At 48.8% G+C, this 18,102-nt stretch carries 15 protein-coding genes; 6 read left to right on the top strand and 9 right to left on the bottom strand.

Features of this window, described 5'->3' with window-relative positions:
• A partial coding sequence (locus tag AS151_RS16170; protein ID WP_139240700.1) for a tetratricopeptide repeat-containing protein occupies positions 1-795 on the bottom strand: 795 nt, incomplete at its 3' end.
• Positions 796-828: 33 nt separating this feature from the next.
• A complete protein-coding gene (locus tag AS151_RS16165) occupies positions 829-1,713 on the bottom strand; it encodes a hypothetical protein (protein ID WP_071518100.1) in 885 nt (294 codons plus the stop codon).
• 462 nt (positions 1,714-2,175) lie between these two features.
• Between AS151_RS16165 and AS151_RS16155 the strand changes: the two genes are divergently transcribed.
• The 5 genes from AS151_RS16155 to AS151_RS20950 all read left to right on the top strand — a co-directional run bounded on the left by AS151_RS16155 (position 2,176) and on the right by AS151_RS20950 (position 5,825).
• Positions 2,176-2,682 carry a hypothetical protein gene (locus tag AS151_RS16155; protein WP_071518098.1) on the top strand — a complete coding sequence of 169 codons (507 nt, stop codon included), beginning with the start codon at positions 2,176-2,178 and terminating at the stop codon, positions 2,680-2,682.
• A 158-nt stretch (positions 2,683-2,840) separates the two neighbouring features.
• Positions 2,841-3,083 carry a hypothetical protein gene (locus AS151_RS16150; RefSeq protein ID WP_071518097.1) on the top strand — a complete coding sequence of 81 codons (243 nt, stop codon included), beginning with the start codon at positions 2,841-2,843 and terminating at the stop codon, positions 3,081-3,083.
• Positions 3,073-4,314, top strand: a complete 1,242-nt coding sequence (locus AS151_RS16145; RefSeq protein ID WP_071518096.1) for a hypothetical protein — start codon at positions 3,073-3,075, stop codon at positions 4,312-4,314. Before AS151_RS16150 ends, AS151_RS16145 begins: the two co-directional genes overlap by 11 nt.
• A gap of 15 nt (positions 4,315-4,329) precedes the next feature.
• Positions 4,330-5,079, top strand: coding sequence for a hypothetical protein (locus AS151_RS16140; RefSeq protein WP_071518095.1), 750 nt, complete (start codon positions 4,330-4,332; stop codon positions 5,077-5,079).
• A 2-nt stretch (positions 5,080-5,081) separates the two neighbouring features.
• Complete coding sequence (locus AS151_RS20950) at positions 5,082-5,825, top strand: pentapeptide repeat-containing protein (protein WP_084639640.1); 744 nt, start codon at positions 5,082-5,084, stop codon at positions 5,823-5,825.
• Positions 5,826-7,009: 1,184 nt separating this feature from the next.
• Here the strand turns inward: AS151_RS20950 and AS151_RS16125 are convergent.
• Positions 7,010-7,249 (bottom strand): hypothetical protein, encoded by a 240-nt coding sequence (locus tag AS151_RS16125; protein ID WP_139240698.1) that lies wholly within the window; start codon positions 7,247-7,249, stop codon positions 7,010-7,012.
• Between the two features lie 143 nt (positions 7,250-7,392).
• Here AS151_RS16125 and AS151_RS16120 point away from each other — a divergent pair, with 143 nt between their 5' ends.
• Positions 7,393-8,370 carry a glutathione S-transferase family protein gene (locus AS151_RS16120; protein WP_071518092.1) on the top strand — a complete coding sequence of 326 codons (978 nt, stop codon included), beginning with the start codon at positions 7,393-7,395 and terminating at the stop codon, positions 8,368-8,370.
• Between the two features lie 10 nt (positions 8,371-8,380).
• Here the strand turns inward: AS151_RS16120 and AS151_RS16115 are convergent, their stop codons facing one another.
• From AS151_RS16115 to AS151_RS16090, 6 genes are all read right to left on the bottom strand, one after another.
• Positions 8,381-9,199 (bottom strand): EfeM/EfeO family lipoprotein, encoded by an 819-nt coding sequence (locus tag AS151_RS16115; RefSeq protein WP_211517626.1) that lies wholly within the window; start codon positions 9,197-9,199, stop codon positions 8,381-8,383.
• Between the two features lie 166 nt (positions 9,200-9,365).
• Entirely contained in the window at positions 9,366-10,034 is a 669-nt protein-coding gene (locus AS151_RS16110; protein ID WP_244533048.1) for a class I SAM-dependent methyltransferase, read from the bottom strand.
• A gap of 149 nt (positions 10,035-10,183) precedes the next feature.
• Positions 10,184-11,152: a protochlorophyllide reductase gene (locus AS151_RS16105; RefSeq protein WP_071518090.1), complete on the bottom strand. Its 969-nt coding sequence runs from the start codon at positions 11,150-11,152 to the stop codon at positions 10,184-10,186.
• Positions 11,153-11,253: 101 nt separating this feature from the next.
• Complete coding sequence (gene hypF / locus AS151_RS16100; protein ID WP_071518089.1) at positions 11,254-13,587, bottom strand: carbamoyltransferase HypF; 2,334 nt, start codon at positions 13,585-13,587, stop codon at positions 11,254-11,256.
• Positions 13,588-13,598: 11 nt separating this feature from the next.
• Positions 13,599-17,030, bottom strand: coding sequence for a PAS domain S-box protein (locus AS151_RS16095; RefSeq protein ID WP_071518088.1), 3,432 nt, complete (start codon positions 17,028-17,030; stop codon positions 13,599-13,601).
• Positions 17,031-17,051: 21 nt separating this feature from the next.
• Complete coding sequence (locus AS151_RS16090) at positions 17,052-17,408, bottom strand: hypothetical protein (protein ID WP_071518087.1); 357 nt, start codon at positions 17,406-17,408, stop codon at positions 17,052-17,054.
• Positions 17,409-18,102: the final 694 nt, after the last annotated feature.

Raw genomic sequence — 18,102 nt, 5'->3', positions numbered from 1 at the left:
AGCTTGCTGGTAGTAGGCAATGGCATCTTCCAGATTTTGTGCCTTGTCTCCCTGGATGCGGTACAAGTAGGCATTGCCCAGATTATTTTGAGTCATTGCCCAATCTTGGGGAAAGGCATCGCGGGTATATACTTGCAAAGCTTGCTGGTAGTAGGCAATGGCATGTTCCAGATTTTGTGCCTTGTCTCCCTGGATGCGGTCTTGGTAGGCTAAGCCCAGATTGTTTTGAGTCGTTGCCCATCTGGACGTACCGGCAACATCATGCTGTAAAATCCATTGATATCCAGCAATGGCAATTTCTTGATTGTTAGCAGCATTGCCTAGAGGAAACTCCTGAATTTGAATGCTCAGATTGCCTACATAGGCAATGATGTAATCTTTTTCTTCTGGGTATTCTTCAATTAAGTTATCAGCCAATGCTGTCATTGCTTGCGCAAACTGAAGGTCTAGCAAATGTTGGTTGGCGGTTAGTAGGTCACGAACCTGTTGCAAATCACCTGAACGAATCCTTTGGAATAATGTCCCAAGGAATTGGTTGTAATCATTGCAAGCAGCTGTTTGGTCCGAATTTCCTAATACTTGCTTCAACTCCCCAGCCATTTGCTGTAAGTAGGACGCAATTTGCTCGCTTCCCTCACGAGAGAAAACATCTGCAGCCTGTTCCATTGCCTGTATTAGACCCACATCCAATAAATGCTGGTTGGCTTCTAAAATTTCTGGTTCTTGACCACTAGGACATTCAATTAACTTTTGAATTAATTGCAAATATTCTTGGAGACGTTGTTCGTCTGCCATTTTCTTACCTCCAGATTTCCTTTTATCGACAAACTAACCATCGCAAACTTCAATAGCGCGATAAAACACAAACCATTCCGGCTGTTTCTCCAATTCTTCCCACAACTCACCCAAACGCAAACCATCCCACTCCGGTATCGGTTGCTTAAACCAGGGCAAATCAATAGGATCGTTCAAAACAATCGCTATAAACTCTTCTTTGGATGCGGTTTCAAATTCAATCGTGTTCTCTTCTGCTTCCGGTTGGGGTAACAAAAGCGGATGGCGAGTGATTTGAGGCGTTGGTGCAAAATTCTGCGACGGCGATACCACCAAACCACCATTATCCCCCCAATTCAAAAACAACCAAGGGCGGTGCAGGTATTTTTCTAAATCCACAACCGCTTTATATTCCCGATTTACCGTAATTTTCTGCGGCGGTAGCGGCTGATTGTTCTTTTTCATTCCCCTGGTTCCTAGTTCTGTTACAATTTCCGGCGGTTCAAATCGCAACCACTCCCGATGTTTATTCGCTTTTTCCACCCAGCTTTGCCAAATTTGCTGACCTTGCCACCGGGGAAACTCCGTCTCCCACAGCCAGTCATACACCACCTGCCAAGGGGTTTTCTGTTTTTGCTTTTGACCTCCCTTTTCCGCTTGCAACTGCGACAAATCGATGCCATCTGCTTCCATCGCCTTTCCCCAGTTTTCGCGAATCCTTTTCACAATTTGATGGATGGTTTCGTTAATACTCGTTGGCGACGAGAAACTATCTTCGCCTACTTGCTGTTGAATAGCTTTTGCCACCTGCGTGTGATGTAGCTGGCGATTTTCCGGGTGAAACCGTAGGGAAAACGCATACCGCTGATTGGTTATTGCATTGCCAAACAGTTCCTGGGTTTTGGTTTCTATAAATTTTTCTTGCCAGTAAGTAGTCATGGTTCTCCTCCAATCCTAGTCCATGTTGTCAGAATTAAGCATCAAGCGTGAGTTTCCGACTTTCCCTTACTGTAATTCCCGCAGTTGAAATCGCTAATAAGATTTCCTTAAAAGTTTGCAATAAATAATCGGGGTATCCTTGTAGGGTTGCTTCGCGAAGCGCCCCTACTTCGCGAATCGCCCCTACCAGAGCAATTGGGGAATTCCAGAAAACCATTGTTTTTTTCAGAAATGGTATAAGGAAGTCCATCAGCTTTTGATGCTTTTCTCCACTTTAGCAAAAGAATCAGCCACAGAAACCCCATTTTCCGGATTTTATCCAGATTGATTCATTTGTATCCTTGTTTGATTTGTGTAGATTGCCGATTGATACTTTGTCGAGAGAAATTATTTTCTAACAATTGACATTTCATCTATGCCAAAAGCTAATTTAGCTATAGATAAAGACGCACGAGGTTTTCCATGAAATTACCAACCGATAATTCTAACACAACCACCACCCAGGAACACTCGCCCTGGCAAAGCAAAACCATCGCCAAAATCAACGCATCCCTAGCTGCTTCCCACCAGAAAAAACCACCATTCCCCGGAAAAGACATTCAAATATCCCAACATCTGCCCCATCGGGTGAAACTCATCATTCCCGACAACCCAGCCAGCAACCTACCTGGGCAACTCCAACAATATATCTCCCTCGAATGTGGCGGATATACCAAAAAATTTGGCTGGGGCAGCTACCAAAACCAAGCCGGCGAAATCATCCACGAACCCATTCTAGAAATGACCGTTTGCTGTACCGACGAACAATTGCAGCGCATGTTGCCCCAACTGGAAACCTTCATCGCTGCCATTTTAACCGAACTCGAACAAGAAACCGTTTTCTTCTCCCTCAACGGCGACGCTTTCCTGCTGCAACGCCCTGCCGCCAACGCCACTGCCAATCCCCTCCAAGGGGAAACCGCTGCTTAAATCCGTTTGGAAAATAACTGCCATGTTTGTAGTGGAAATCCCCCTGTAGTTCCCTTTGTGAAGGGAGACAGTAAGAAATCAATTTCGATTTATTTCGGGCTTTCTATAACGGATTTTTCTACGCCCATTGTTTTTAAAAACCAACTGCGAGGTCACTGATGAAATCCTGCAACCAAAAATACTGCCCCTGGGTACAAGACCCGCAAAATCCCCGCCGTTTCGTCTGTCTCAAATGCCATCGGCGTACCAATTTGAATCACACTGACCTGGAATCCGGCATCTGGCTATTTCCCATTATCCTTATCGCCATTGTTCTCGCTGTTGCCACCATGCCAGCCAATTCTACCACCGTTCCCTATCCCCACACCACCGAATTTGGAGAATCTCGCCATGACCAATAAACCTTACTCGCAACGGGATATCGATACCTTGCTGAAAAGCCTAGAAGAGAACCCAAATCATACAGAATTGGTGACGCTTGCCCAAGATTCTACCTTTCCTCGCCGCCAAACTTGGTGGGAAAAAACTGGAAAAGCCATTATCCATACGTTCCTTGCCAAACCCGGCGATTTCTACGGTCGTGCTTTTGTTAGCAAAGATGTGAAAAAACACGCTCTCCTAACCGCAGGCAGCGTTTCTGTCAGTACCGCCTACAACGCTTGCTCGAATTTACCTTTATTTCATTATGCCTTCAAAGGATTGGGCATGGCTTCCACGCCCATCACCATTGCCGCTGCCGTTCTTATTTTAATGGCAACCAACTATTTTGCCACTGCCCTGGCTGCCAAAAAATCCGACAACAAACTCTGGCGGCGGGTTGCTCTCTGTGGTGCCATTTCCCTGCATCTGCTGCAATCCGTTGTTGCTGCCATCAGCATGATTTTACTCCTCGACCAAACCAGCCTCAGCCAAGACAAATCTCAAGAACTCATTCAACAACAAACCCAACGGTTGGAATCGATGCAGGCAATCGACGATCCCGACTACGAACAAGCCAAACAAGAATGTCAGAAGTGGGAAGCCCAGATGGAAAAATATCCCCACCACCACCCCAAATGGGATACCGCCTATACCAAAGCATACGGTACTTGGGCACAACGCGATCGCAATTGGAAAAAAGTACCCACCGAAGACCTACCTGATTGCCGCAAAAAAGAACGCTTGCACCAAAAAGCGATCGCTCCTTACCAACAAGCCAAAGCCGAATGGCAAGCCAAACTGCAAAAACGAGTCCAATCCGGCAACGACGTTCTCTTTTTAAAACGAGAAGTACCGGACTTGTACCAACAACATTTTACCCCAGAAGGAGATTTACGCTCCGGCATCGAAGCCGCCGGTCTCGCCACCATAAAATTTTGGCAAGATTTGCGCCAGTTCAACCTGGGCAACTTGGGATTTCCCTTATTTTTCCTGTGCCTTTCCCTCATCACCAGCGGTTTTGCCTGTTGGATGAGTTGGGCATTTAGCCAGCGTAGCGACGTGCAAAAATCCTTTAACGATAAAGTACAAGCAGAACGCGATCGCTGGTTGCACGAATTATACACCGCCCTGCAACAACGTCAAGAACAAGAAAAACAAGAACTTCTCGCCCCCAACACCATCGATATAGATGCCTACCGCCACGACCCATAAATTTGGGAGGAAACCATGTACCAACCCTCACATTTTCCCCAAAACCAAACCTCTCCCACCCCTGCCAAATCCGCAGAATCTCCCCAAACTGACCCAGAAGCCATTGCCAAACTCGAACGCAAACATGCCTACCAACGACGTTTGCTGCAACTATGGATGCACCACATCAAAGAAACCGGCGAAATTGACCACGCCCCCCTTGCCGACCATCTGGAACAAGTTTTCCAAGTAGAAACCGCCACCCCCAACACCCTGTTGCTGCCAGCAGAAGTTGCCCAACTGCAGGAAAAACTAGAAAGCAGCCGCCAGCTTATTGCCGATGCCACCCATACCATGCAAGACATTCTCGCAGACCTGCAAGCCACCCACGGCGACGGTATGCTTAATCCCAACCGACAGCAGGAATACCAACAAGCCTTCTCTCCCCTATGCCAAGGCATCGAACAAATCCTGGAAATCAGCCAACATCACTTACAAGGAGATACCACCCAAGACCCCATTTCCCAGGAAATTGCCTATAAATTGCACAACGATTTAACCTATTTTCGCCAATATTTGCTCGAACGTGCCTGTTTATCCAGCCTACTTCATCAAAATCCTTCTCCAGCTACCCATCAATTCTACCGCCGCCTACAAACCTACCTTAGCAATATCGATCGCAGTAGCGAACGTTTCGTTTGTTTTCTGCAAGCAATTCTCCAAGACAAAGACGTATCCCGTCGAGATGTGCAAAACCAGTCGCCAACCGAAACAAGGAGTTCCTAACCATGATTGTTCGCTGGTTGAAAAAACAATTACACCGCCAATTTCGCCCTTCCCCCAGCCACCAAAGCCATCATTGCCTGAACAACGAACAGTTCCAAAGCCAATACGCCGCTGGCAAACGGGATTTTAGCCATAAAACGCTGATTGATGTGGATTTGCAAGGGATTCCCCTGCGAGGGATGGATTTTCGCTATGCCGATTTGCGAATGCTACGGGATTTGCACCGGGAAAATATTGATTTGACCCATGCCGATTTAACTGGTGCTATCCTCAGCGGTGTTAATCTCAGCCACTTGGATTTTAGCCATACCATTCTCTGTGATGCGGATTTGGAAGCGACCAATTTCAGCGGTGCCTGTCTGGATGCGGCGAATTTAGCCAATGCCCATTTGCAAAATGCTGAGTTGAAGCAAGCCTACGGTCTGGGGGTGAATTTTTATCGGGGGAATCTACAAGGTGCCAATTTGGAACATGCGGATTTGGGAGAGGCAAATTTCAGCAAAGCGAATCTCCGCGACAGCAATTTGGCTTGGGCGAATCTCAACCGCGCCAATCTCAGCGATGCCAATCTGGCTGGGGCGAATGTTAATTATGCGGATTTGGAGGCTTCCAATCCGGAACAGGCGAGGTTATACAATGCCAGCATTACGGGGGTTCGTTTGCCGTTGGGGGTTTATGTGACGACGAAACGGCGTTCTGCTTTGCAGCGTTTTCAAGGTGGCGAATCGGAAATGGAATCGGGGTAGGCACGGGGGCACTAGGGGGTAGGCACGGGGGCACTACCCCTACCTAGTTCTCTATTTGATTTAGGGGTAGGCACGGGGGCACTACCCCTACCTAGTTCCCTATTTGATGTAGGGGTAGGCACGGGGGCACTACCCCTACCTAGTTCCCTATTTGATGTAGGGGTAGGCACGGGGGCACTCTAGGGGGTAGGCACGGGGGCACTACCCCTACCTAGTTCTCTATTTGATTTAGGGGTAGGCACGGGGGCACTACCCCTACCTAGATCCTACCGATGTCATAACAGTTCAAAAGATACTATCATACCACAAAATGGCTGCAATGTCAAACTTGCTCTCTGTAAACACCCAAAATTTGTGGCACGAGGTTTCGTCTAAAAAAATGCGATCGCGCTTTCGTAAAACGAAATCATGGGACTTTCAGCCATTACCAACCCCCAAAATTTGGAATTTTGACATACTGCGCCCTGATTATGAAATTTTCAAAATCTTACCAAATTGACCCCAAACCACGCAAGTCCGTTTAGCAATTGACAAAATTCTCAATTAACCCCTTGACAAAAAAATCGCCAAATTTCCGGTTTCTATAAAAATATCAAAAGCAACCTGGAGAAAAGGATAAATCCAGCCCAATAATTCCCCGCCAAACCTCATTTCGCTTCCAGATTGCTTCCCTTAGCCACCAGCCAAATTATAAGATAGACGCTGGTTTGAATTGCAAAAATTAACAAATCAGATATTTTGCTTGTCGTTTATCTCCAATTTTGTCAAATTTGGGGACTGGGGAAGCAAAGCTTCGGCTGGTTCGGAGGAATTGGTGGCACGATCGACGAGCCAAGACCCTAGAAAACCGGTGATAACCCCCAGAAGAAAGCCTCCCAAAAGAAAAAATTTGTTTCGATTTGCAAAAGCTAGTAGCGTATGCAGTCGCATTTTGGATCGTTCCGTTTGTGTATATATCGGCAGTAGTCTCTTGTAGCGTATCTATTTTGATTGTATGGGTAAAGCGATCGCTAAATTTTTTTAATCCATGGAGGCGAAATCGTAGGTAAAATCACTGCAAGTATTAGATTGATTCCTTTCCTGGTAATACCATTTCCTTGGCAAACAAGAATATTGGCTAGCGATGGTGCCAAAGGTACCGGTTTTTCAGACCATCGCTTTTTTAGAAAATTTAGATAGATACGCTAGTTTTTCCTAGGATACGCGCCTACAAAAATAGTTTCTGCAGGCAGTTTTGGCAGGATATGATGGGCGTTTTCGGAAGCATCTGTGGAAATCGCGACAATCCAGTAGACGCAAAAACCAATAATAAAACTTACCATGTCCAACCCGAAAAGAAAAAATTTGTTTCGATTTAAGAAAGCGAGTAGCGTACGCAGTTGCATTTTTGCATCGATTTGCGGAAGGTAGCCGTCGGTTGCCAACTTTAGCAGCAAGGCATATCCCCGTCAAGGAATTCTTGGGCTGAAGATTTGGTAGGATATTCTATAGGTAAGGAGCTGGTTTAACGAGTTATTTTCGCTACTGGCAACAATTTCTAACTACTAGCAACACAAGGGGATTGACAATGGGACTGTTAATCGATGGGGTCTGGTACGACCAATGGTACGACACCAAAAGTACGGGGGGACGCTTTGTGCGTCAAGAATCGCAATTTCGCAATTGGATTACTCCCGATGGTAGCCCCGGACCTACTGGGAAAGGTGGCTTTAAAGCCGAACGGGGGCGCTACCATTTGTATGTTTCTTATGCTTGTCCTTGGGCGCATCGAACGCTAATTTTTCGCGCGTTAAAAGGGCTAACCAATGCCATTTCTCTTTCGGTGGTTCACTGGTTTATGGGAGAACAAGGTTGGACGTTTGCGGATGGTCCTGGGGTGATTCCCGATGAAATTAACGGAGCGGACTATTTGCATCAGATTTATACGAAAGTGGACCCCAAATATACAGGACGGGTTACTGTTCCAGTTCTCTGGGATAAGGAGAAAAATACAATTGTCAGCAACGAGTCGGCGGAAATTATTCGCATGTTGAACAGTGCCTTTGATAATTTGGGGGCAACGCCGGGGGATTACTATCCGGCTCCTTTGCGCGATGAGATTGACGAACTCAACGATCGCATTTATCAGACGGTGAACAATGGGGTGTACAAGGCAGGATTTGCTACAACTCAGACGGCGTACGAAGAAGCGGTGAAGCCGTTGTTTGCAACCTTAGATGATTTAGAAAAAACCTTGGAAAAACAACGCTATTTGCTGGGCGATCGGCAGACGGAAGCTGATTGGCGTTTGTTTACTACTTTGCTGCGGTTCGATCCAGTTTATGTGGGACATTTTAAATGCAATTTGCGGCGGTTGGTGGACTATCCCTATCTGTGGGCGTACGTGCGGGACTTGTATCAAACGCCGGGTGTGGCGGATACGGTGAACTGGCAGCACATCAAAGGTCATTACTACCAGAGTCACAAGACCATCAATCCTACCGGTATTGTACCATTGGGTCCGGAAATTGATTTCACCGCCCCCCACCACCGCGATCGCTTGTAGGGAAAAATTCCTAACTCAATCCCAAGGCATCGCGCGCTTCTATGAGTGCCTGGCGGAACTGATAGCTGGCGCGAACGATTTCTCCACGCTGTTCGGTACTGACTTGGCTGTATGGCGTGGCGGCGACGCTGTTCTCGCTAAAGAAAGGTTCGATGGTCTTCATGCAGTTCTGATAGGCAGCATCGACGCGATTGGCGATTTCTTTATCGAGAAGCGAGGCAAAGGGTTTGTATTGACTGTAGATGCCAATCCAATTGCTCTTGTAAATGAGCAAACTCTGCCCCGACCAGGTTTCTTCTTCGCTGGAAATCTTTTTTGCGGGTACTTCGGTGGCGAGGGTAACCATGCCGTCGAAGTTTAAGCTGGCGTTGAAGTTGCTGGGGTCGTTGAGTTTATCGATGAGCGATCGCACGCTGTCTTTTAATCCTTCCGCATAGGGAATGGCAGCTTCTAGGTCGCCATCGCGGTATAAATATCGTTCGACGCGGTGAAAACCGACGAAATCCGACGACATTTCTCCGGCAGCGAAAGAATAAGGTCGCGCATCGATATCCGAGTCTTCCTGTTCGAAACTGGCGGCGAATACTTCAATTTCCTCGTAGGGAGGTCTAGCTTCCACATAGGCTGCTTTGGCTGCTTCTAAATCCCCACTTTTGAGGGTAGCCAGCAAATCTTCCACTAGGGAAAGCTGTTCTTTCGCACGCTGGCGAAAATATTGCAAACCAGTTTCAACTTGTTGGCTGTAGCGATCGCTGGTAACTGCCACGGAAGTTGGTGGGGTGCCAGCTGGTTCTGTTGCCGTGGAAATCTGAGGGATGGAAACGTTCAACAGTCCTACAATTAGGAAAGCTGTGCAACTAAAAATGAAAAAACGTGCAATAGCGTTCATGGTTAAATGCAAACTGTTCTCATCAACTTGCCAATACCATACACGAACGGGCGAGGAAATGGCAATATCTCCCCGCCCCAAATTTGACCCAATTGTCAATTATTGGCTATGCCGTTGTTTTCGTGGCTACCCCGGCGATGTGTGGGTGAACGATGGGGAAAGGAAGCTGAAAATCGTGGTATTCTACTGATTCAAACCCAGCTTTTTGCAGGTAAACCCAAGTCTCGCGGTTGGGGTGGCAGTTGTCGAATAAAGTTTTCCAGATAGGTGCGATCGCATTTTGTACCTTGCGCCCCAAACTCTCATGGCGGTCAGCCACATGTTCCATAAACGTAAACGTACCGCCCGGCTTGAGAACCCGTTGAATTTCCTGCAACGTCGGTTCCAAATCCCCCACCGAACAAAGCACGTGGGTACTCACCACCGCATCCACGCTACCATCGGCAACCGGTAAATGTTCCGCCCCACCTGCATATACTTCCACCGCTTCTATTCCCTGTTCGGTAGCTTCCCGACGCAAATATTGGTGCATGTAGGGATTGGGTTCCACGCCAATCCAGCGAATGTTGTGGGGATAATAAACAAAATTGGCACCAGCCCCCGGTCCAATTTCTAAAACAGTTCCCGACAAACGCCCCAATAGGTCTTTTTTCAGTTCTGCCATATTGGCATGGTGGGGATGCTGGTGCAATTGGATGCTCTCCCCACTGGTTTCGTTGGCTTTCGCCATTCCCCAGGCAAAAAACCGCTTTTGCCACTGCGAAATTCCTGGCATCTTGTTCATCGTTCGATTGAGATGGTGGGCTGTTTCTATGGTAGCGATTTTGCAGAGAAAGAGGGGGGAAGAGGGGGAAGAAATAAGATATGCTTGTAGCTGTTGTTTCGGAGAATTCCCGCACTTCCACCCTCCCATCGCCAATCAGCTTACGCCAAACCAACTAACTTGGCACTCAACTCCCAAAGACGCTCTGCCTTGCGATTGTCGTTGGCTTCGTCGGAAAGTTCCTGTTCGAAGGAGCGACGACCTTTTTTCTGGCGGTTCCCCCAACTCCAGTAAGCCCCGGATTGGTTGTATTCGGGATCGGCAACCACGGCAGCCACCCGCTCTCCTGCCAGTTCTTCCGAAACATATCCCCCAGTAACGTTTTTCTGGAACCAGGGGAAAATCTTTTGGAACAACGAGAAGTGATTGCGGAAAAGGGGACTTTCGGCGACGCAGCCGGGATACAAGGAAGAAAAGACAATCCCCGTAGCATCGTGGTAGCGTCGGTGCAACTCTTTCATGGTGAGAACGTTGCACAGCTTGCTGTCTTTGTAGGCTTTGCCTGGTTTGAAAGGCTTGCCGTTAATCATAGAAACGGGTTCTTGAAAACCTTGTTCCAACCCTTGTAAATCTCCCAAATCCGGCGGGGCAGGAATGGGAATTTTGCCGCCCAGTTCTTTGGGATTGGCAGTAACCGTACCTAAAATCACCAACCGGGGTTCGGGGTTGGGGGAATGTTTCATATCCTCCAGCATTAAATTGCACAGCAGAAAATGCCCCAAATGGTTGGTGGCGACAGTGAGTTCGTAGCCATCCTCGCTGCGTAGCGGCTGTTTGAGCAAAGGCATGTAAACAGCGGCGTTGCAAACCAAAGCATCCAGGGATTTGCCCGTTTCGCGGAACTTGGTGACAAATTGACGAACGCTTTTGAGGGAAGCCAGATCCAAGGGCAAAATGGTATAGCTACCCACGGGCATGCCCACGTCTTGGGCGGCTTGTTCCGCTTTTTCTAAATTGCGGCAAGCCATGACCACATACCAGTCTCCTCGATTTGCCAGGGCTTTGGCGGCTTGCAAGCCGACTCCGGAAGAAGCACCTGTAATGACGACCGTTGATTTCTCTTGTGCCATTCTATCTGCGAAGTCGTTACCACACTACATGAGTATCTACAATACTACTTGTGAGGGAAGATATTAGAAAACGCAATAATTTTTAATATCAAAGATAAATTTCAATGTTGCCAGCGGGCAGCGGCAATGGCTGCTTGCCCCAAGGATAACCCACCGTCGTTGGGAGGAATTTGGTGGTGGGTGAGAACGGGTATCTCCCACCTTTGCAGTTGCTGGCAAACTGCCTCTAGCAACCGTTGGTTTTGCCAAACGCCCCCAGAGAAGGCAACATGGGAAAATTTATAGCGATCGCTGATTTGCCGAATTCCAAAAGCGATCGCCCGGGCCAATCCTACATGAAATTTGGCTGCCATCACCGCAGGCGAGAGACGGATTTGACAATCCGCCAGCAACTCCCACCACATGGGTTGGGGGTCCAAAACCCATTGAGTGGTACGATCGTCTATTGTATACCAACGAAAGCGATAGCCACCGGTCTTCTGCGCCCAATCCCAACTTTGGGCATCGATACAGGCTTCCATTTCCACCGCTGCTTGCCCTTCGTACTGACATACTTCCCGACAAATGCCAATAGCCGCTGCCACCGCATCGAACAAACGCCCCGCCGAAGAAGCCAGAGGGGCGTTAATGCCTTGGCTTGCCATTTGGTCTAAAAGCTGTCGCGGTTGTTTGCCCAAAAATTGCACGATTGCCAAATCCCCGTAGGAACGTTCCCAACCTTCCCAATCCCCAAGGCGGCGTAAATGGGCGTAGGTATTGCGCCAGGGTTGAGACATTGCCTTTTCTCCCCCCAACAGGGGAACCGCCGGCAAGGAAGCCAGCCGCTGAAACCCGTGATAATCCGCCAGCAAAAATTCTCCCCCCCAAAACGTACCGTCGCTGCCGTAACCCAACCCATCCCAAGCCACCCCCAACACCGGCGGTGTATCCACCGGCAAATGATTTTCTGCCATCACCGCCCCAATGTGGGCATGGTGGTGTTGGATGGTATACAAAGGCAATGCATCCGCCGCCGCCCAATCGCGCCCCCACTTGCTGGCTAAATATTCCGGATGTTCGTCTACCGCGATCGCTTGGGGTTGACAGCGAAACAATTGCAAGTACAGTTGTAGCGTATCCCCATATCCCCGCCAGGCAGCAGCATTCTCCAAATCGCCCAAATGCTGGGATAAAATCGCTTTTCCCCCATCCACCAAACAAAACGTACTCTTCAACTCACCCCCCATCGCCAGCAACGGCGGCGTATCCGCCAATCCCGGCGGCAGAGAAATGGGGCTGGGGGCGTAGCCACGGGCGCGTCGCAACACCATGGGGGCATCTTGGAAAACCCGCACCACAGAATCGTCTACCCGGTTGACAATATCGCGGTTGTGTAGTAAGAAAAAATCCGCTTGCGAACTTAATTTCTCCCTCGCTTCTTGATTGTCGATACATTGAGGTTCGTCGGAAATATTGCCACTAGTGAGAACCACTGGCATCTCCAGAGAAGACCAAATGAGATGGTGTAGCGGCGTATAGGGCAGCATCACCCCCAACCTATTTTGCCCGGGGGCGACCGATGGGGCAACTTGACGGTAGCCGTTAGCAGCTAGCAACACAATAGGCGCTGCCGGACTTTGCAACAATTCTTTTTCGCCAGCAGAAAGGCTACAATAGTTGGCAAGCACCTGCAAATCCCGTACCATGAGAGCAAATGGTTTGCGATCGCGTTTTTTGCGCTGGCGTAGCGTTTGTACCGCCCTTTCATTGGTGGCATCGACAGCCAGGTGAAATCCCCCCAACCCTTTCATCGCCACAATGTATCCCTGCTGGATGAGGCGGATGGTAGTGGCTATCGCCTCATCAAATATAATTTCTCCTTGGGCATTTTCCAACCAAATTTGCGGTCCACATACCGGGCAGGCAATGGGTTGAGCGTGGAAACGGCGATTTTCCACATCGTAGTATTCCCGCTGGCAGTCCGCACACATGGGAAAAACCGCCATACTGGTATTAACGCGATCGTAAGGAATGCCTTGAACAATGCTCAGGCGCGGTCCACAGTGAGTACAATTGGTAAATGGATAGCGATACCAGCGGCTATTGGGGTCAAAAGTTTCCTGCAAACAAGCATCGCAGGTGGCAGCATCTCCTGATATAGCAGTCCGTACGCTCGTGGTTTGGCTGCCGGCAATGGTAAAATCATTAAACTCCCTATTGCTGGTATCCGGTTGGCGGTGAATGCGGTCAATTTTTGCCAAAGGGGGCGCATGCCATTGTAACTGCTGCAAAAAGCGATCGATATTCCCCTGGGACCCCCGCACTCGAATCACCACGCCGCTACCATCGTTCCACACTTGCCCCGTCAGGGAACAAGCTTTGGCGAAGCGATACACCGTCGGGCGAAACCCTACTCCCTGTACCGTACCAAAAATACGAATTTCTTCCGCTGCCATTAGCCCAATCTTTATCCTGCATCCGCCTGTACCGGTATGATAAAAGAAAACGTACTACCCTCGCCAAGGGTACTGTCCGCCCAAATGCGCCCCCCGTGGGCAGCGATAATTTGCCGGCAAATGGTCAATCCCAACCCCGTACCCCCCTTTTGACGGGAATCGGAGGCATCCACCTGTTGGAAGGGTTCAAAAATGGTTTCCAGCTTTTTGGGGGGAATGCCAGCTCCTTGGTCTTCCACTTGAAAGCAAACCTCTCCTACCGCCTTCTTGTTTTCATGAGGCATGGCGAAACTGCGCAACCAAACTGTGGTTCCCGCTTCGGAAAATTTAATGGCGTTGCTGAGTAAGTTGGTCAGTACTTGCTGCAAAAGGTCGCAGTCTGCATGGATAGATAGTTCCTCGCTGGCTTCCACTTCCAATGTGATACCGGCGGTTTCTGCCATGCCGCGCATGGTATCCGCTGCTTGCTCCAGCAAATCCCGGATCGAAAAACAACTGGTTTGAATTTGAATGTGCCTGGATTCCAATCGCTGTATGTCTAAGATATCGTTAATCAGCCGCGTTAGGCGTTCGGTGTTGCGCAAGGCAATATTTACCATTTGGTATCCTTTCTGGGATAAATCGCCTAACTTACCAGTGGTAAGTAACCCCAATGCCCCGCGCATGGAGGTTAGGGGAGTCCGCAATTCGTGGCTGACAATAGAAATAAATTCGTTTTTCATGCGTTCGATGGCTTTGCGTTCGGTGATGTCTTGAAAAGTTAGCACGCCCCCCAGCCACACGCCTTCTTCGTATATAGGATTATAAACATATTCCACGGGAAATTGCGATCCGTTGCGGCGACGAAATATGCCTTCGGTGATGCCAATGGCATTGATAAATTGGTCCGGTTGAAAATTGGGTATGGGGTGGAGTACTGTTTCTGAAGTGGCGTGCCAGCCAGGCGTATCGCTATGGTCGGGAAATTCAGACACCAACAGGTCTGCTAGGGTCAGCCCCATCAAATCTTGCACGTCACCATCCAACATGCGGGCAGCAGCGGGGTTGACGAAGGTAATATTTCCTTTGATATTAATCCCACAAATCCCTTCTCCGGCAGCTTTTAGAATCAGCTCTTGTTGGTGGCGCAATCTTTGTAGGGATTCTTCTGCTTGCTTTTGGGCGGTAATATCCTGGGCAGCGCCATAAATGAGTAAGGGAATGTGCTGCCGTTGCTGGGGATTTTTGTAGTAACTGGCGTCAATAACTGGACGGGTATAGTCGCGCATCCAGTGGATTTGACCGTTTTTGGCAATGATGCGATATTCGCTGATATCCGATTGACCCGATCGCAAAATTTGCAAGCGCTGGCGCACGATCGCGCGGTCTTCTGGATGGATGACGAGCAAAAATTTATTGACGTGGGAAAAGGTCGTGGGCGTGTAACCGGTAATGCGGGCAAAGGCATTGGTAATCCATTCCAAGGCTATTGTGCCATCATCCCACAGACGGATGGCATAGCTATAGTCGGATGTGAGTTCGGAAACTAAGCGGTAGCGCTGTTCGCTGAGGATAAGCTGCCTTTGGTTTTCTCGAAATTGTTCTTCGGCTTGCTTGCGATCGCTAATGTCTTCGCTGACCCCAGCAATGCGATACACCTGACCTTGCTGGTCAAAAACTGGAAAACTTCGGGTCAATATCCAGCGAATTTCTCCGTTAGGACGCACAATCCGATATTCGCAGCTGCTAGCCTTTCCCTGGTAGTTTTTGCGCCAAATACTATCCCAAATCTGGCGATCGCTGGAATGAATGGTGTTTTCCCAAAGTTGGGCATTGGCGTATATACTCTGTTGCGATCGCTGCCAAACTTTCTCGAAAGCCGGACTGATATACAGAAACTCCCCCTGCCGGCAAGAAAACAGCCAGAAAACCCCCTCAATGTGTTCCGCCAGCTGCCGAAACCGTTCTTCGCTCTCCTGTAGGGCAGCCTCTGCTTGGCGACGTTCGGTAATATCCCGCAGGGAAAGAATGTACGCCGGTTCGCCACTCCAGGAAGACTGGGCAATTTTGACCTCGCTAATGCGTACTTTGTTTTCCCCAAGGTTATCGCCAGGTAGGGGGATTTCCAGTTCCACCACCGTATCCCCGTTGGGCAACCCGAGTTCCCAATCCCAAAGCTCCTCCCGGGAGAAATGAAACAATTGCTGGGCGGCGGGATTGAGAAAGCGAATTTTGCGTTGCTGGTCCACGATGACGATGCCATCGGAAGTGTTGTTTAAAATTGTATGCAGCCGGGCTTCGCTGTCGGCAAGCTGATTTAACTGGATTTCTACCAGTTTGTGTACGGTGATATTTTGGGCAATGCCTAAAATTTGCCGGGGTTCCCCTTGCCGTTGGCGCTGCAAAATAACTTCCCGCGATCGCAACCAACGGGTTTGACCGGTGATGGTTTGCAGTCGAAATTCTCTTTCCACCACTTCCCCATCCGCTACTTGCGAAAAGCGATCGCGGTACGCCTGCCAGTTATGGCGATCGCCTGGATGCATGTTTTCTGGGAAAAACTGGATGCCCAGTTCGTATACCCGATCGGCGGAATATCCCAAAATTCCCTCGATCTGCTGGTTGGCGTAAATTGTGCAACCGGTGGGCAAATCGAAGATATAAATCATATCTGGGGAGGTATCGGCAATTTTTTGGAATAGCTGCTGGCTTTGTTGGAGGTGTACCTGTGCTTGCTTTTGGGAAGTAATATCTTCAATTAAGGCATAGTACCCTTGCACGCGATCGCTATCTCCCCAGTCGGGAATCAGAATTCCCCGAATTTGCCGTTCCCCTCCAGGAAAATAAGCAATCTGGTCCTCGTAGGTGACTTCTTCCCCTGCTAGAACTCGTTCTACATATTGGCGGACTTGTTCGTAGGCGGTGGCGCCAATGACATCCCGCAGATGCCGACCTTGAATTTCTTCGCAGGAAAGGTGAAACCAGCGTTCGTAGGTTTGATTGGTATAAATATATCTCTGTTGGGTGTCAACATAACTAATGCAAACTGGCAGAACATCGGCGATTTCGCGAATATTTTGACATTTTTGGCTGATTTTAAGATCGCATTTGGCAATTTCTTCCCAAACCAGCAAAAGCTGGTCGCTGCGATCGCAATTGGTTATCCAACGACATCGGGTTTTTGCCCAAAAACTTCTGCCATCGGATGCGAGAACCTGCACTTCGCCGTCCAAATCGACCACATTGGTTCTCCCTTCCACCGGTGACAGTGGCAAACTGGCCGCCCATCGATCGCGATCGCCAGCCGCCACCAAAGAAAAAATCGAGCAGCCCACCAAATCCGCCGTATCGGCATAGCCCAAGCGATCGCATGCGTAAGCATTCGCTGCTCGAATGGTTCCCGCAGTGTCGAGAACCAAACCAATACAGGGCAAATTATGAAAAAAATCGTTCTGGGAAGACAACAAATCCTCACACCATCCAAATCAGCCAAACCAATGAGACGGAACGTAGCTTGCATCTGGTTCGGGTTCGGGGGCGTACCGTTCGATCCAATCTTCGTGGGTACGCAACAGATAGGAAATACCGCGACGAATCAGGGTTTCCACGTATTTTTGCTCTTCCGGCGAGAACAGGCAATGGTATTGCACCGCCAATTTTTGCGGGTTTTCCGTGGTAATGTGGCGATTGGGAATGTAGCTAAGGACATACGCAACCAAGCGATCGCGCAAACGCGGATTGGCAAAAACATCCCGATAAGGGTATTCCGGATAAGTCTGCAAGATTTCCTCCACTTTGGCATTGACCCCAAACCAGGTCACATTGACAGTTTTTTCTAACATGACATAACTCCTTTTTTTATTTATGCAACAGCAAAGAACCGGACAAACCAGTAGTTTCTTTGAAACTCTCACGAATTCTATTTGTGAGATTCTCGCTTCATTGGATGTGCCTGTGAAGAGATTCGCTATGAACTCGTCCATCCCCGGCAACATTCCCCTCAACGAGCATTTTTCCGCCTTGTGGTGGACATACTTGCGACACCTCGATTCCAAACCACTTGTGCTGCTGCCACATCTCGATGGATTTTATAGCTGCAGTGGGGGCAGGAATGAGTCTTTGAGAAAGCGGCTTTTTCCCCGTATGGACACCACAATGGGGACAAATTTGACTGGTCTGTTTGGCCTCTACTGCAGGCTTCATATTTACCACGCTTGAAACAGACCCAAGACAAAATGGACTTGTGCTGAGCTACGCCGAAGCATAGAAACTCGCCCCAAGCTGCATCGAGACCAAATCTCGCTAACTGACCTCGCCCCAGCGCTTTCAAATTCAACGCCTCGGCAAGAATGCTGTCAGCTTGGTTGCACAAATAGTGAGCCCACTTCCAGAAAAAGTCTTTTCGAGATTTGGTTACATGTTCGTACAATTTGGCGACAGGCGTTGACAGGGGATTTTCGGGATTTGACCCCATCTTGGCGTTCTCTCAGCCCATCATTGCCAACTTGCCGACAGATTTCCCACCACGACTCCATC

The organism is Geitlerinema sp. PCC 9228, from assembly GCF_001870905.1.
Taxonomy (GTDB): Bacteria; Cyanobacteriota; Cyanobacteriia; order Cyanobacteriales; family PCC-9228; genus PCC-9228.
Note: the sequence above shows the minus strand (reverse complement) of the source record. Positions and strands in the feature narration are given on the sequence as shown.

Excerpts from the sequence above, each read along its gene's own strand:
- AS151_RS16165 (WP_071518100.1), bottom strand. The coding sequence starts at position 1,713 with ATGACTACTTACTGGCAAGAAAAATTTATAGAAACCAAAACCCAGGAA.
- AS151_RS16155 (WP_071518098.1), top strand. The coding sequence starts at position 2,176 with ATGAAATTACCAACCGATAATTCTAACACAACCACCACCCAGGAACAC.
- AS151_RS16150 (WP_071518097.1), top strand. The coding sequence starts at position 2,841 with ATGAAATCCTGCAACCAAAAATACTGCCCCTGGGTACAAGACCCGCAA.
- AS151_RS16145 (WP_071518096.1), top strand. The coding sequence starts at position 3,073 with ATGACCAATAAACCTTACTCGCAACGGGATATCGATACCTTGCTGAAA.
- AS151_RS16140 (WP_071518095.1), top strand. The coding sequence starts at position 4,330 with ATGTACCAACCCTCACATTTTCCCCAAAACCAAACCTCTCCCACCCCT.
- AS151_RS20950 (WP_084639640.1), top strand. The coding sequence starts at position 5,082 with ATGATTGTTCGCTGGTTGAAAAAACAATTACACCGCCAATTTCGCCCT.
- AS151_RS16120 (WP_071518092.1), top strand. The coding sequence starts at position 7,393 with ATGGGACTGTTAATCGATGGGGTCTGGTACGACCAATGGTACGACACC.
- AS151_RS16110 (WP_244533048.1), bottom strand. The coding sequence starts at position 10,034 with ATGCCAGGAATTTCGCAGTGGCAAAAGCGGTTTTTTGCCTGGGGAATG.
- AS151_RS16105 (WP_071518090.1), bottom strand. The coding sequence starts at position 11,152 with ATGGCACAAGAGAAATCAACGGTCGTCATTACAGGTGCTTCTTCCGGA.
- hypF (WP_071518089.1), bottom strand. The coding sequence starts at position 13,587 with ATGGCAGCGGAAGAAATTCGTATTTTTGGTACGGTACAGGGAGTAGGG.
- AS151_RS16090 (WP_071518087.1), bottom strand. The coding sequence starts at position 17,408 with ATGTTAGAAAAAACTGTCAATGTGACCTGGTTTGGGGTCAATGCCAAA.